General features: G+C 46.4%; 9 protein-coding genes. 6 read left to right on the forward strand and 3 right to left on the reverse strand.

Features of this window, described 5'->3' with window-relative positions; genetic code table 11:
* Window positions 1-339: 339 nt before the first annotated feature.
* From SNR34_RS04210 to SNR34_RS04220, 3 genes are all read left to right on the forward strand, one after another.
* Complete coding sequence (locus SNR34_RS04210) at window positions 340-4,791, forward strand: endo-1,4-beta-xylanase (RefSeq protein WP_486181211.1); 4,452 nt, start codon at window positions 340-342, stop codon at window positions 4,789-4,791.
* A 713-nt stretch (window positions 4,792-5,504) separates the two neighbouring features.
* A complete protein-coding gene (gene cysD / locus SNR34_RS04215) occupies window positions 5,505-6,404 on the forward strand; it encodes a sulfate adenylyltransferase subunit CysD (protein WP_236420643.1) in 900 nt (299 codons plus the stop codon).
* Between the two features lies 1 nt (window position 6,405).
* A complete protein-coding gene (locus tag SNR34_RS04220; RefSeq protein WP_486181212.1) occupies window positions 6,406-8,079 on the forward strand; it encodes a GTP-binding protein in 1,674 nt (557 codons plus the stop codon).
* Between the two features lie 194 nt (window positions 8,080-8,273).
* On the opposite strand, the gene SNR34_RS04225 is transcribed toward SNR34_RS04220, so the two are convergent.
* Both SNR34_RS04225 and SNR34_RS04230 read right to left on the reverse strand, forming a co-directional pair.
* Window positions 8,274-8,480 carry a DUF2536 family protein gene (locus tag SNR34_RS04225; protein ID WP_343262192.1) on the reverse strand — a complete coding sequence of 69 codons (207 nt, stop codon included), beginning with the start codon at window positions 8,478-8,480 and terminating at the stop codon, window positions 8,274-8,276.
* A 678-nt stretch (window positions 8,481-9,158) separates the two neighbouring features.
* Window positions 9,159-9,779 (reverse strand): class I SAM-dependent methyltransferase, encoded by a 621-nt coding sequence (locus SNR34_RS04230; protein ID WP_486181213.1) that lies wholly within the window; start codon window positions 9,777-9,779, stop codon window positions 9,159-9,161.
* A gap of 313 nt (window positions 9,780-10,092) precedes the next feature.
* Between SNR34_RS04230 and SNR34_RS04235 the strand changes: the two genes are divergently transcribed.
* Window positions 10,093-10,662, forward strand: coding sequence for an SF0329 family protein (locus tag SNR34_RS04235; RefSeq protein ID WP_339276092.1), 570 nt, complete (start codon window positions 10,093-10,095; stop codon window positions 10,660-10,662).
* 283 nt (window positions 10,663-10,945) lie between these two features.
* A complete protein-coding gene (locus SNR34_RS04240) occupies window positions 10,946-11,935 on the forward strand; it encodes a tRNA dihydrouridine synthase (RefSeq protein ID WP_343262190.1) in 990 nt (329 codons plus the stop codon).
* A 232-nt stretch (window positions 11,936-12,167) separates the two neighbouring features.
* Here SNR34_RS04240 and SNR34_RS04245 read toward each other — a convergent pair whose 3' ends face one another.
* Entirely contained in the window at window positions 12,168-12,248 is an 81-nt protein-coding gene (locus tag SNR34_RS04245; protein WP_356724473.1) for a putative holin-like toxin, read from the reverse strand.
* A 325-nt stretch (window positions 12,249-12,573) separates the two neighbouring features.
* On the opposite strand from SNR34_RS04245, the gene SNR34_RS04250 reads away from it, so the two are divergent.
* Complete coding sequence (locus tag SNR34_RS04250) at window positions 12,574-13,734, forward strand: cobalamin-independent methionine synthase II family protein (protein WP_339276095.1); 1,161 nt, start codon at window positions 12,574-12,576, stop codon at window positions 13,732-13,734.
* The last annotated feature ends 271 nt before the right edge of the window (window positions 13,735-14,005 follow it).

Raw genomic sequence — 14,005 nt, forward strand, 5'->3', positions numbered from 1 at the left:
GCGAAAGGCTCTATGCCAGAAGACCGACGCATTAAAAGAAATGAAAGACGCTGGGTAAATTCCTTCCCCGCGTCTTTTTTGTCAGTTTGCTTCCTATGCACGCCAAAAAAATTCCCGAACTTATCCTCCGCGGCTTGATCTGCGGATCGAAGAGCATCGTCTCGTACCCGTATCAGACTTTGTATAGTTCTGAAATAATCTAGGATTCACCTTTAATTTGGAGTAAGATTTCTCTTTCATGAAGTGGTATTATCTGGGGAGAAAGGAGGCTGGTTACAGTAAATTATGTAAGCGCTTTACATGGTTTTCGAAAAATTTCATGTGGGGGGAATGCTTCGAATGAGGAAATCATTTAAGCGGGTCGTTTCCGGGTTGCTTGCAGCGGCTCTGCTTCTTCCAGGCGGCTTGGTTGCTCCGACAATCAGTGCGGCTGATCCAGTGGAATCTAATTCACAAATCGTTTACCAGGAAACGTTCCAGAATGGTCAAGGCAAGGCAGCTCAATCAGGCGGTGCCCAGTTGAGCGCTGTAACTGGCAAGCCGTTTGCTGGTAATGATGATGGAGCTGCTTTAAAAGTTAATAACCGATCCAATAACTGGGACGGCGTGGACCTCGCATTCAGTGACCTTGGTTTGGCGGTTGACAAACAGTATACTGTAACCGCTTCCGTTTATGTTGATGAAGATTCTGACGTACCTGCAGCCGGGAAAGCCGTCCTTGAAATTGTAACCAACAAGGGTGTCGCTGGCTCAGAGGCATACAATGGAATCAGCTCTTCAGATTTTAAAGCAGGAGAAGGTGTTTTACTGTCTGCAGATCTCTCCGTTACCAGTGTGGTCAATACAGCTCTGCGAATCAAGTCTGATGAAGCAGGGAAGGAGGTCCCCTTCTATATCGGGGATATCACGATCACCCAAGTAGCAACACCTGTCCAACCTGCTGTGATCCTGAACCAAAGCTTTGAAGATGGAAATACCGGAGGCTGGGGCAAGCTGGGCTGGGGATCGAGCGGGGATACTGCGGTCGTTGACGGCGTAGCCTCCGAAGGTACGAAATCTCTGAAGTTCTTCAACCGGGCTGATGAGAAGGCCGTTCCTGCTCTCGTACTTACTGGCAAGATGAAATCCGACCGTAAGTATGATATTTCCCTCAAGGTCAGACTCGGTTCAGGTGAAGGCGAGTACCATCTGGCTTCCAAGGTGGATTCGGAAATATTAGCCGATGATCAGAAGTATCCTTGGCTTATAGGAAACAAGCTTGTAATCGCTTCCGACTGGACGCTATTTGAAACGAAAGGCTACGAAGTCCCTTCTAGAACGAATGAGATCATCATCTATGTTGAACCATCGGGAAATACGTTAACCTCCGATATTTACATTGATGAAGTCATCATCACCGATGTGACCCCTGGTCAAACCGCACCAGAGATTGTGGATAAAACGGGCATCTCTGCAGACTTTGAGAATGGTCTGGATGGATTCAAAGCACGGAACGGCCGTGAAACGGTAGTCCTTTCCCAAGACGATAATCATACACCTGACGGTAAGCAAAGCTTGCTTGTGACGACTACGGCGCAATATGATGCAGCCTTGGTTGGTGCTGCCGGTAAAATGGCAAAGAATCACGAATACGAGCTGTCTGCATGGGTGAAAATGGCGCCTGGCCAAGCACCTACAACACTTCGTATCAGTGTTCAATATGCGGACAGCGGCTTTGCAAACGTTTCACAGAATGCAACCGTTACAGATCAAGAATGGGTACGCCTAACAGGCAAGTATACGCTCACCACTACTCCAAGCGTACTCAACGCTTATATTGAAACGGCAAACAACGACGGCGGCAGCCGTACCTTTTTCTTAGATGACTTTACTCTAAAATATTTAGGACCTGTAGCAGTCGCGCCTCCGATTCAAGAAAATCTTCCTAATCTTAAGGATGTTTACAAGGATGATTTCCTGATCGGCAACATTGTTAATCCGTCCACCTTTGACGAGACAAGGCTTAAGCTTCTGAAGAAGCATCACAATGTCGTTACGTTTGAGAATGATATGAAGCCGGATTATGCCTATGGCAAGGACAGAGAATTTGATTTCACCGCAGAAGATGCCCTTGTCCAAAAAGTAAAAGATACAGGCCTTGACCTACACGGCCACGTGCTCGTATGGCATGCGCAGTCACCTACATGGCTTCATACGGCAGCGAGCGGTGCACCATTGAGCCGTGATGAAGCTCTTACTAACCTAAGGACGCATGTTAAAACGGTCGTTGAGCACTTTGGTGACCAAGTCATTTCCTGGGACGTTGTCAACGAAGCCATGAACGATAACCCGCCTAATCCGGAAGACTGGAAAAATGCATTGCGTAATTCCGGCTGGCTGCAAGCCATCGGCCCCGACTTTATTGAGGAGGCATTCCTCGCGGCAAAAGAAGTCATTGACGAAAACGGCTGGGATATCAAGCTTTACTACAACGATTACAACGATGACAACCAGAATAAATCTACAGCCATCTACAGCATGGTTAAAGAGATCAATGAGAAGTACGCCGCCAATCACCCTGGCGAGAAACTGATTGACGGCATCGGCATGCAAGCCCACTATAACCTGGGCACGAGATTGGACAATGTCAAGATGTCGCTGGAGCGTTTCATTTCCTTGGGCGTAGAAGTCAGCGTGACCGAATTGGACATCATGGCAGGCACCAACTCTGCAATCACTGAAAAAGAAGCGAAACAGCAGGCATACTTGTATGCCCAATTGATGGATCTCTATAAGAAAAACAGCGAGCATATTCCGCGTGTCACCTTCTGGGGGTTAAATGACGGCACCAGCTGGAGAGCCGAGCAGAACCCGACCTTGTTCGATAAGAGTTTTCAAGCCAAAGAGGCGTTCTACGGGGTCGTTGATCCGGAGAAGTACCTGAGGGAAAATCCACCTGAAGAGCTTGAATACAAGAAATCAACCGCTCACTATGGGACACCGGCTATCGATGGCTCCGTAGACAGCATATGGAGCAACGCTCCTGAATTGAAACTGGATACGAAGCAAATGGCATGGTCCGGTGCGACGGGAACAGCAAAAGTACTCTGGGATGACGACAATCTGTATGTGCTCGTTCAAGTCAGAGACGATCAACTGAACAAGACCAACCCGAATGCATGGGAGCAGGATTCCGTCGAAGTTTTCGTTGATGAAAATAACGGAAAAACGTCCAGCTTCCAAGACGATGATGGACAATACAGGGTGAATTTTGAGAACGTCGCATCCTTTAATCCTGCGGAAGTCGCAGCAGGTTTCGAATCCAAAGTCGCTGTTGCCGGTACCAACTACACCGTTGAAATGAAGATTCCATTCAAAAAGGTTAAACCTGCGAACAATGCCAAAATTGGCTTTGATGCGCAGATTAATGATGCCAAAGACGGCAACAGAATCAGCGTAAACGCATGGAACGATCCATCCGGTCAAGGCTACCAGGATACTTCCGTATTCGGTGAATTGACGCTGACTGGCAAACCTTCTTCCGGCGGCAACAACGGCGGAGGCAACAACGGTGGAGGTAACTATGGCGGCGGCAGTGGCGGATCGAGCTCAGGGACTACTCCGCAGCCCCAGCCTCAACCACAGCTGCCAGGGAACGATTCGGTGATTGTACCGGTAATTAAAGTCGAAAATGAAACAGCCACAGCAACCATTTCGAGCGAGAGCCTGAATAAAGCCATTGAAAAAGCTTCTCCAGGTGAAAATGGCAAAAAACAGGTTTCCATCGAAGTGCCGAAGCAAGCAAATGCACAATCCTATGTTGTGCAATTCCCGACTACAAACCTGCAAAGCAACAATAACATTGAGTTTGTGCTTAAGACGGACCATGCAACACTTCACATTCCGTCCAACATGCTTTCTGATATCACGGAACAAGCAGACCAAGTCTCTATTCAGATTAACAAAGTCTCGGCAGATCGCTTGAGTGCAGATGTTCGCGCTAAAGTGGGCAGCCGTCCGGTGATCGATCTAAGCGTAAAAGCCGGGGATCGTGTTCTGGCCTGGAACAATCCTGCGGCGCCTGTAACGGTATACGTTCCTTACACACCGGCTGCGCAGGAGCTTGTCAATACAGATCAAATCGTGATTCTACGCATTGATAATCAAGGACAGGCAACAGCGATACCAAACGGACGCTATGATGCTAAATCCGGCTCGGTTGTGTTCAAAACAACTGAATTTAGCACCTATGCCGTAGCCAACGTAACCAAGTCTTTTGCCGATGTACAACATGTCCTCTGGGCAAAACAAGCAGTCGAAGCGATGGCTGCGCGCGATATTATTAAAGGCGTTTCCGATGATAGCTTCGCTCCTGCGGCTTCCATCACAAGAGCAGACTTTATCACCTTGCTTGTTCGTGCGCTTGAATTGAAGGGCTCGGACACGAACAATGCAGCCTTCAGCGATGTACAGCCAAACGCGTACTATGCACAGGCCGTTGCTATTGCCAAAGAATTGGGTATCGCATCCGGATTCGCAGATAATACATTCAAACCAGGCAGCAGCATTTCCCGTCAAGATATGATGGTTCTGACGGCGAAAGCCCTGAAAGCAGCTGGTAAGCAAACTGTCGGCAACGGAAATCTGGTTCCTTATTCCGATGCTGCAAGCATTTCCACTTACGCTGTAGATAGTGTAACATCCCTCGTAGGAAGCGAAATCGTCAACGGCAAGGATGGCAAAATTGCACCAGCCGAACCATTGACCCGCGCTGAAGCAGCGATGATTCTCTACCGGATCTGGAAAATGTAAGTAATTTTAAGGGATATCTCGAAAAATTAGGAAACTCATTGAAGCTGCCGTCTGTACTTTACAGACGGCAGCTTTTTCAAATTCCATTGCCCTCGATTATGATTGTAATACGTCATATCATTTTAAGTTTCTTTTTTTACTTCTTCAATTTGCAGGTTTGGATCGTACGATGAGTTCAAATTTCAGATCTACTGCAACTTTTGGAACCTTCGATGTTTTGCTTCATCCATTTCATAATTTGCAACTACTCGACTTTATGCCAATATGGGGCGAACTGAATCCCGAGAGCCTATATAAACCGCACTAATCATTCACATTAGAGCACTGCGAGTGCAGTACCATCTTCCGATGGCTGTTATCCCCAGATTTTTTGGATTCTCCTTTTCTAAGGGGAAAATCCGGTGATAAGCCTATGCTTCCGATGCAGCTTTCTTTCAGAAAGCTTTTAGCGCACGCTTTGCTTCTCCAGATTGGTTCTGCCTCTCCGTTAACGTGTGTTTGTTTTTTGCGGTTTATATAGAAACCGACTCAAAATCAATCGTTTACGCGATTTTATTTAGGAGGGAGCCGCTACTCGATGCGGAATATCGTTGATCCAATACATAAACATCATAAATTTTACTTTTTTCCACTTTGCAATAAAGATGGAATCTGATAGGATAAGGTTATAAATACGATGGTTTTAGTAAGGATTAAAAGGAGGCCGCCTTGCCATGCAAGAACTAACACATCTGGATCAACTTGAGGCTGAAGCGATATACATTATCAGAGAAGTAGCAGCGGAGTGCGAGAAACCGGTCATGTTGTACTCCATCGGCAAGGACAGCTCGGTCATGCTGCACTTGGCCCTCAAGGCTTTCTACCCCGAGAAGCCGCCGTTCCCGTTCATGCATATCGATACAACCTGGAAGTTTAAGGAGATGATCGAGTTCCGCGACCGAAAGGCGAAGGAGTTCGGTATCGAGATGATCGTGCACTCTAATGAAGAGGCTATTCAACAAGGAATCAACCCCTTCGACCATGGTTCCGCATATACCGACATTATGAAAACCCAAGCCCTGAAGCAGGGATTGGACAAATACGGATTCACGGTTGCGTTCGGCGGGGGAAGACGTGATGAGGAGAAGTCGCGTGCCAAGGAGCGGATTTTCTCGTTCCGGAACAAGAACCACTCGTGGGACCCGAAGAACCAACGTCCGGAGATGTGGAAGCTGTTCAACACGCGAATCAACAAGGGAGAGAGCATTCGAGTCTTTCCGCTGTCCAACTGGACCGAGAAGGATATCTGGCAATACATTCGTCGGGAGAACATCGATATCGTTCCGCTTTACTCCGCGGACGTAAGACCGATCGTTAATCGTGACGGGCATATCATCATGGTGGATGACGAGCGGATGAAGCTTGAGCCTGGAGAGAAGGTAGAGATGAAGAAGATTCGCTTCCGCACGTTAGGTTGCTACCCGCTCACGGGCGGAGTCGAGTCCGATGCCGTTACGCTGGACGAGATCATTGAGGAGACTTTGGGTGCGGTATCTTCCGAACGGACCAGTCGGGTTATCGACCAAGAAGCGGCGGGAAGCATGGAACGACGCAAACGGGAGGGCTATTTCTAACATGAAGAGTCTACTTAAATTCATTACCTGCGGAAGTGTGGATGACGGCAAGTCCACGCTGATCGGACATATGCTCTATGACGCCAAGCTGCTGTTCGCCGATCAAGAACGCGCGCTTGAGCTCGATAGCCGACTGGGAAGCCGAGGCGGCAAGATCGACTACTCGTTGCTCCTCGACGGCTTGCTGGCTGAACGCGAACAAGGGATTACGATCGACGTGGCTTATCGTTATTTTACGACGTCTCATCGTTCCTTCATCGTGGCGGACACGCCGGGACACGAAGAGTATACGCGCAACATGGCTGTAGGCGCTTCCTTTGCCGATCTAGCCATCATTCTGGTGGACGCTACCAAAGGCATCATTACCCAGACCAAACGCCATGCCCGGATCTGCGCCCTGATGGGGATCAAGCACCTCGTATTGGCTGTGAACAAGATGGATCTGGTCGGCTTCGACCAGAGGACGTTCGAGGCGATCAAGGAAGAGTTCATCCAAACGACGGCTGAATTGCAAATCAAGAGCATTCAGGTCATTCCCGTATCCGCTACGGAAGGGGACAATATCACAACCAAGTCGCCGAATGCCCCTTGGTACGAAGGGTTAGCCTTACTGCCGTATTTGGAAAATATAGATATTCATACTGCCGATGATGCGAAGCCTTTCATGATGCCGGTTCAGCGTGTAAGCAGACCGGACCATACGTTCCGTGGGTTCCAGGGCCAGATCGAGGCTGGTAAGATTTCGGTCGGAGACGAACTCATGACTCTGCCAAGTCGGGAGAAAGCAAAGGTTAAACGGATTTTGGTGACGGACCAAGATCGGGATTCGGCTTATGCCGGCCAACCGGTTACGATACAACTGGACCGCGAAGTCGATGTCTCGCGGGGCTGCGTGCTCACGATGGACAATCAAGTTCAAGAAGCGGACAGCTTCACATCTACGATCCTGTGGATGGACGATTCCGTCCTGACTCCGGGCAAGCATTATTGGGTAAAGGTCGGAACGAAGACTCTTCCGGGCACTGTAACGGCGATTACCCATAAGATTGACATTAACACGGGCCATACCGTTCCGGCGGATCAAATTGTTAAGAACGAATTGGCCAAGTGTGAATTCACGCTGTCGGATCGCATCGTCTTCGATTCCTTCGAACACAATAAGAGCATCGGAGGTTTTATCCTTATCGATCGTGTCACCAACATGACATCGGCTTGCGGAGTCATCGATCAAGCGTTGAAGGGAGACAGCCGATTTGCCACACTGGATACGGGGATCACGAGAGAGGTTCGCGCCCAGCAGAAAGGACAATCTCCGCTCACCGTCTGGTTTACTGGCTCGGATACGGCAGCTCTCGCAAAGGAAGTGGAGAAGCGACTAATGTCATCCGGTCACCATACGATGCTGCTTGAGAGCGTCGGGGGAGAATCGTTCCGCCGCACGGCGGAGGTGGCAAAGGTGTTGAACGACGCCGGCCTAATCGCACTGGTATCCCATGATTCTATCAGTGCGGGCGAACTTGAGACAGCTCGAGAGATCATCGGGGGCAAAGGATTTATCGAAGTTAACGCGGACGAGATCGGCGGAACGTCCACCCAGGATGCCGCGAAATCCGTGGTTAAACGAGTCGTGCAATCCGTTATCGCTCACAGTCCTTCGAATAGCTACGATATTTAATAAGCATGTCGGATACAGCGGTTGCCGTCAGGCAGCCGCTGTTTGTTTCGTCAAGATTCCTTTAGGTGGGGAGAGGGATCTCTGAATTTGCTTTATTCTGAGGAAGGAGATTTGAGCTGTTACAAAAACAATAAAAAAACCGGATTGCTTTATTTCGCACAATTCGGTTTTTTACTGTTCAACGTTCTGGTCCATCAATCTGCTGAAAAATGAACAACTGCACTATACAACATCTTGTTTCGAATCGGGTCGAACGTCACTTGATGCTGGACCTGCTTCACCCGCAGCAGCAGCGCCTTGTTCATTCCGATTCGGTCTTCAATCGCCCGTTCCAGTTCATGGAAGTCATAAGCCTGCAGGCATTCGACTTTGTCTTTGATCATATCCAATGAAATTTCCATAATATCGTTCAGACCTCCTCCATGTCACGATTTGCAGGTACAAAAGCCTGCCGAGCTTTTATTGTAGATTAGCTTTTCCGGTTCGGCAAGAGTAGACGAAGCGAAGAAAACGATGGAGACGGTTTGATTTCTATACTGGGGTTCAAGAATAAAGGGATAAAAGCATTTTACGAAATATCGACCATTGCAGAACATCAATCACTTTTGAGTTAGATGAAGCAAAGAAAAAGCTGCACCTATTGAAATGACCTTTTTCGGAAGATTTTCCGTCTTTCCTAACGATTATGATCGGCCCTCAGAGCATGGCAATATTTAAGCTAGCATACAAGATTCGCTTAACAATATAATAACCTTTAAAAAGTCCTGTAATCGATGAGGACGATGAGGGGTCGACGCGATTGCGTTCTTAGTTGGCGCCCAATCCTTTCTATATTTCGGAAAATTTATAGGGCCTATTCTAGGCGGTTTTTTGTTGAACCGCTTAGGTGGAACAGGCCTTTTTATTATCATGGTTTTCTTCACTTTAATAGGTACTGTATTTTATCGTATTAATGTAGAGAGAAATTTAGCGCAGCTTAAACATGAATAATTTGGACAAAATACTAAAAGAGGATAACAATATCTAGTAACGTTATCCTCTTAGCTTTAGATATTAAATTTGAATGACAGTATTTTGCATTATTTTTTGGTGATAATAATGGATCTTAGCTGAATCCAAGCATTACTGTGATGAGTGTAAGCGAGCTGCTCCTTGAAATGAGAAGTTTCCAAAATAGTGAAGTCTTTGAAATGCTCTCGTAGGTCATCATCAGTAAAAAAATGAGCGATTTTTCCTTGTTTATATTCATATGTAAAGGGTTCAATCTCAGTCCCTTTTTTATTGCTGTCTTTGTCTGAAAAAACAGTAAAGAAGCCTAATCCATTTTTCTTAAGAAGTTTTTTGCATTTGTCTATGATTAGAAGTCTTTCTTGCTGTTTGAATAAATGAAGAAGATTATAACAGAATATCGCGTCATATTTCTTTTCTAATTCGATATCAAAAATAGATGAATGAATAAAATTAGTCCTTGTATCAAATTCCTTAGCGTGTTTGATTGCAGTAGAAGAAATTTCAATCCCGTCTACGTCAAAAGAATTCGATAATTCTTTTGTATTTCGTCCATATCCGGCACCTAGGACTAGAATATTTTTAAAATTATATTGCCTAAAAAGCGATATTGCTTTATATACACTTTGGCTAGGATCTTCTCCCCAAATTTTCCCTTCCGTTTCGAACCTGTGCTCCCAATAAGATTCCATCAATCGGATTCCTCCTAAGCCCTCATTATAAAAAGTATGACTTTTTAGGTAGATTCAATATCTATTTTACAATAAAACAATATATATAATTTATCGTTTAAACTAAACTTTCTGAAAATTTTCGCTAATTCAAGGGATTTCGAGGATGTTTTAAATGGCGTTGCAGTGTTGGCTGCGGATACATACACAAGCCCTACAGTAAACAGAATAAATGATGTAAAATATATAGTAAGTTATAAATGCCACACCTTTCAAAAAAAACGCCTAACAGCCGAGAAATACAGATAATAGGTCTTAAAACATAGGAGGGACCATGTCCTGGAGTAAATTGAAGCAAAATTTGGAGAGTTTCATCTCTCCTGCGTTAAATGAAAGGGTCGAATTTCGGGCAACCAGTTACCGTTATCTACCTGATAAATCCGGAAGTTGTTATCTCACTGTAGATAAAAAGAACGTGCTTAATATGAGTGATGCAACTAGCTCCATCCGTTGGTATAAGACAGAGCAGGAAATCAAAAATGATCCGGAACTCTACATCCCGATTAGCGTTGAAGACATTGAAGCGGTCCGAAAAGATGCCAAAGGCACGATTCCCGAGGATCGTCTAAAAGTCATTGCAAGAAGTCGGAAAATTTCAGAGCTTGCTAAAGAGCTTTTAGCCGCGCAGACCGCGTTAAGCAAATCCAATTTTACCGTTACAGCGACGACGTTCTTGTCGACTTCAATCGAGGAAAGTCTGGAGAGCAACGATATTTTACTGAATATTTTGGCTTTGGTGGACAAGCGAGTTGGCAAAAAGCGAATTTTAAATATGTCGGATAAGGTAAAATTAAAACATCCCGCCGTGCAGTATTTTTATGAGCTGCGGCGCAGTACGTTATGACAACAAACATCTTTCATTGACGAGGCACATCGTGTCATCCATCGGAGGTAAGCAGGGAGGGGCGGCGCCCTTCCTTTTTTTGCGAGTTCATTGGGGAGTCTGCTGGTCTCTTGGGTATGATATACTCATTTAGATGTCTGCCATATAACATATACCGTGACTGTCGTTTGAACTACGTTGCTAAAGCATGTTATAAGTGAAGATGAAGCAAGGGCATGAAGGGTTAATTTTTTTTATTTTCGAGGACAAAGAGTTGTCCTGATATTATAGAGGGGTTTTTGAGATGACGAACAATTTTTGGCGTGATTTGCCACGGCCTTTTTTTATACTGGCACCGATGGAAGATGTGACGGATGTGGTGTTTCGCCATGTCGTAAGCGCAGCAGCCAGACCGGACGTGTTTTTTACGGAGTTTGCGAATACAGAGAGCTATTGCCACCCGGAGGGGAATAAAAGTGTGCGCGGGCGTTTGACGTTTACAGAGGATGAACAGCCCATGGTCGCCCATATCTGGGGGGATAAGCCGGAATATTTCCGTGAAATGAGTATCGGTATGGCGAAAGAAGGCTTTAAGGGCATCGATATCAATATGGGTTGTCCTGTAGCGAATGTAGCCGAGAATGGAAAGGGGAGCGGCCTGATCTGCCGTCCTGAAACTGCAGCGGAAATCATCCAGGCTGCCAAAGCCGGAGGACTGCCCGTCAGTGTGAAAACAAGGCTTGGCTTCACTGCCGTAGACGAATGGCGCGACTGGTTAACCCATATTTTGAAACAAGACATTGTAAATCTGTCGATTCATCTGCGCACCAGGGAAGAAATGAGCAAAGTCGATGCTCACTGGGAACTGATTCCGGAGATTAAAAAACTTCGCGACGAGGTGGCGCCAGATACACTGCTGACCATTAACGGGGATATTCCTGACCGTCAGACTGGCTTGAAGCTCGCTGAACAATACGGCGTGGATGGCATTATGATTGGACGCGGTATTTTCCAGAATCCGTTTGCTTTTGAGAAAGAGCCGAAGGAACACAGCAGTGAAGAATTGCTTGGTCTGCTTCGGCTGCATCTGGATCTCTATGATCAATACTCAGCACAGGAGCCGCGTTCGTTCAGCCCTCTTGCCCGCTTCTTTAAAATCTATGTCCGTGGATTTCGAGGCGCAAGCGAACTTAGAAATAACTTAATGAACGCTAAATCCACAAGTGAAGTGCGTACATTGCTTGATGAGTTTGGAAGCAAGGATGATGAAGGGGCGGAGGAACGTGGAAATTAAGTCTCCATTTTGAGATACGACGGGTAATTATAAAGGCTCCCTCGTTCCATTGATGAGCACATCAAGATTGAAATCCTCTTCCATGATGTTATAATAAGGGAAAGAACAGCTTATAATGCAAAGAGAGCCGTGCTGTAACACGACTCTCCGCGCAATAGCCGCTTTTAAGGGCGGTGGGCTTAACAAGAGGAACACGATCAAGTAGACCGCAACCTTTGCATGGGAGGGCGGTCTACTTGTGTTTATTGGACAGCAGCGCTGCAATCAGCGAACCAAAGGTTAGCATCAGCATCATCGCTTCAAACACTGTCACAAGGCATCACCTCCCTTCAGGGAGATTAGCCGACCGCCCATATCAGCCTTTCTATCGCGTAACGATTATACCAAATATTTCTAGTCATTGAATAGATAAATAGCGCTAGTATACATGTATTGTAATGTAATAAGAATTAATCAGGGGGATAACAGTGATCGGAAGATGGTACTGCGCTCGCAGTGGCCTGATGTGATTTATTACAGATTTATATAGTCCTTTCTTGCTATAGCTTTTAACTATAACTAGTTATGTTTTTTAAGTAATCCTACTAACCCTACTCTGCGTGATATGATAGGCCATATACAACGAGGGGGTTTTTTACATGACTGATAAGTTCCAGATCGTAGGCAGTTTGTTGCGTCCTGAGGAATTGTTGAAATATAAAACGCAAATTGAGCATCGTGATGATATCCAATATCCGTTCTATGAAAACTTTGAAGGGTATGCGCAGTGCGAGGCGCAAGCCATTGAGCAGGTTGTAAAGAAAGAAATCGAGCATGACCTGTCGGTGATTACGGACGGCGAGTTCTCCAAATCGATGTGGCATCTGGATTTTGTGTGGGGCTTTGATGGCGTAGAGCGTTATATCGCAGATCATGGCTATTTTTTCAGAGATGTGGACGGCACATCGAAATATGAAACACGCAAAGATATCGGTTTGCGCATTACGGGCGAGTTGAGCGGCAAAAATCATCATTTCATCCAAGTATTCAAACAACTGCAAGAGACGGCTGGCGACCAGCAAACCAAGCTTTGTGTACCGTCTCCTTCCCATATTTTCGGTGAACTCTCTTGGTCGGATAACATTGGCGGCAAGGATGCCGTTTACCAGAACAAACAGGAGCTCAAAGAAGGTCTGGTGCGTGCATATAAGGAATTCGTGGAGGAGTTCGCTGCGGCGGGCGGCAAAATCCTGCAATTCGATGATTGCTTGTGGGAGCTGTTTGCGGACGACAACCCGAACTCTCCGTTTACAGGCGAGCATATCAATCAAGAGGAAGTGGCAGGGCTGGCCACTGAATTTATTGACATTAACAATACGGTGATCGACTTCGGTCATAGCCTGGGCTTGAAAATGTGGACGCATAACTGCCGCGGCAACTATGATTCCCGCAACATGGGCGGCGGATCTTATGCGAAAATCGCGAATCTGTTCCTGAAACAGTTGAAATATGACCGCTTCTTCCTGGAATGGGACGATGAGCGCGCAGGTTCGCTTGAAGCGCTGGAAGTATTCAAGGACCGCCCTGAAACGGAGATTGTACTGGGGCTGCTGTCGTCCAAAACCAACACCCTTGACGATGAAGAGCGTGTATATCGTCTGCTGGACGAAGCATCCAAAATCATTGACAAGGATCGCTTGCTGCTGTCCCACCAATGCGGATTTGCGTCCTGCGATGGTGGTAACGAACTCAGCGAAGCCGAGCAATGGGCGAAAATCGACCAGGGTCAGAAGATTGCCAAGCAATACTGGGGCAACTAAGAAGCTGCAAAGAGATTTGTACCCTGCTGTTGCTGAATAAGTCTCTGTGGTTGTAACACTTTCTTGATCTGTGTCTGAACTTGAATAGCAAACTTGTTGAGCAAATAGAGGTGACTCGAAGGTCCGTGAAAGGGGCCGGAAGTCATCTCTATTTTTAATGCAGCGTTTCGGTCTGTCTGAGCAAACTTCATTGCACGTCCTTGCGTCATATATACTGCAAGAATTTATGGGAAAAACATTTGATCCGCCTATATGATTGAGGCTGCTCATA

This window comes from Paenibacillus sp. XP01 (assembly GCF_057364885.1).

Excerpts from the sequence above, each read along its gene's own strand:
- SNR34_RS04210 (WP_486181211.1), top strand. The coding sequence starts at position 340 with ATGAGGAAATCATTTAAGCGGGTCGTTTCCGGGTTGCTTGCAGCGGCT.
- cysD (WP_236420643.1), top strand. The coding sequence starts at position 5,505 with ATGCAAGAACTAACACATCTGGATCAACTTGAGGCTGAAGCGATATAC.
- SNR34_RS04220 (WP_486181212.1), top strand. The coding sequence starts at position 6,406 with ATGAAGAGTCTACTTAAATTCATTACCTGCGGAAGTGTGGATGACGGC.
- SNR34_RS04225 (WP_343262192.1), bottom strand. The coding sequence starts at position 8,480 with ATGGAAATTTCATTGGATATGATCAAAGACAAAGTCGAATGCCTGCAG.
- SNR34_RS04230 (WP_486181213.1), bottom strand. The coding sequence starts at position 9,779 with ATGGAATCTTATTGGGAGCACAGGTTCGAAACGGAAGGGAAAATTTGG.
- SNR34_RS04235 (WP_339276092.1), top strand. The coding sequence starts at position 10,093 with ATGTCCTGGAGTAAATTGAAGCAAAATTTGGAGAGTTTCATCTCTCCT.
- SNR34_RS04240 (WP_343262190.1), top strand. The coding sequence starts at position 10,946 with ATGACGAACAATTTTTGGCGTGATTTGCCACGGCCTTTTTTTATACTG.
- SNR34_RS04250 (WP_339276095.1), top strand. The coding sequence starts at position 12,574 with ATGACTGATAAGTTCCAGATCGTAGGCAGTTTGTTGCGTCCTGAGGAA.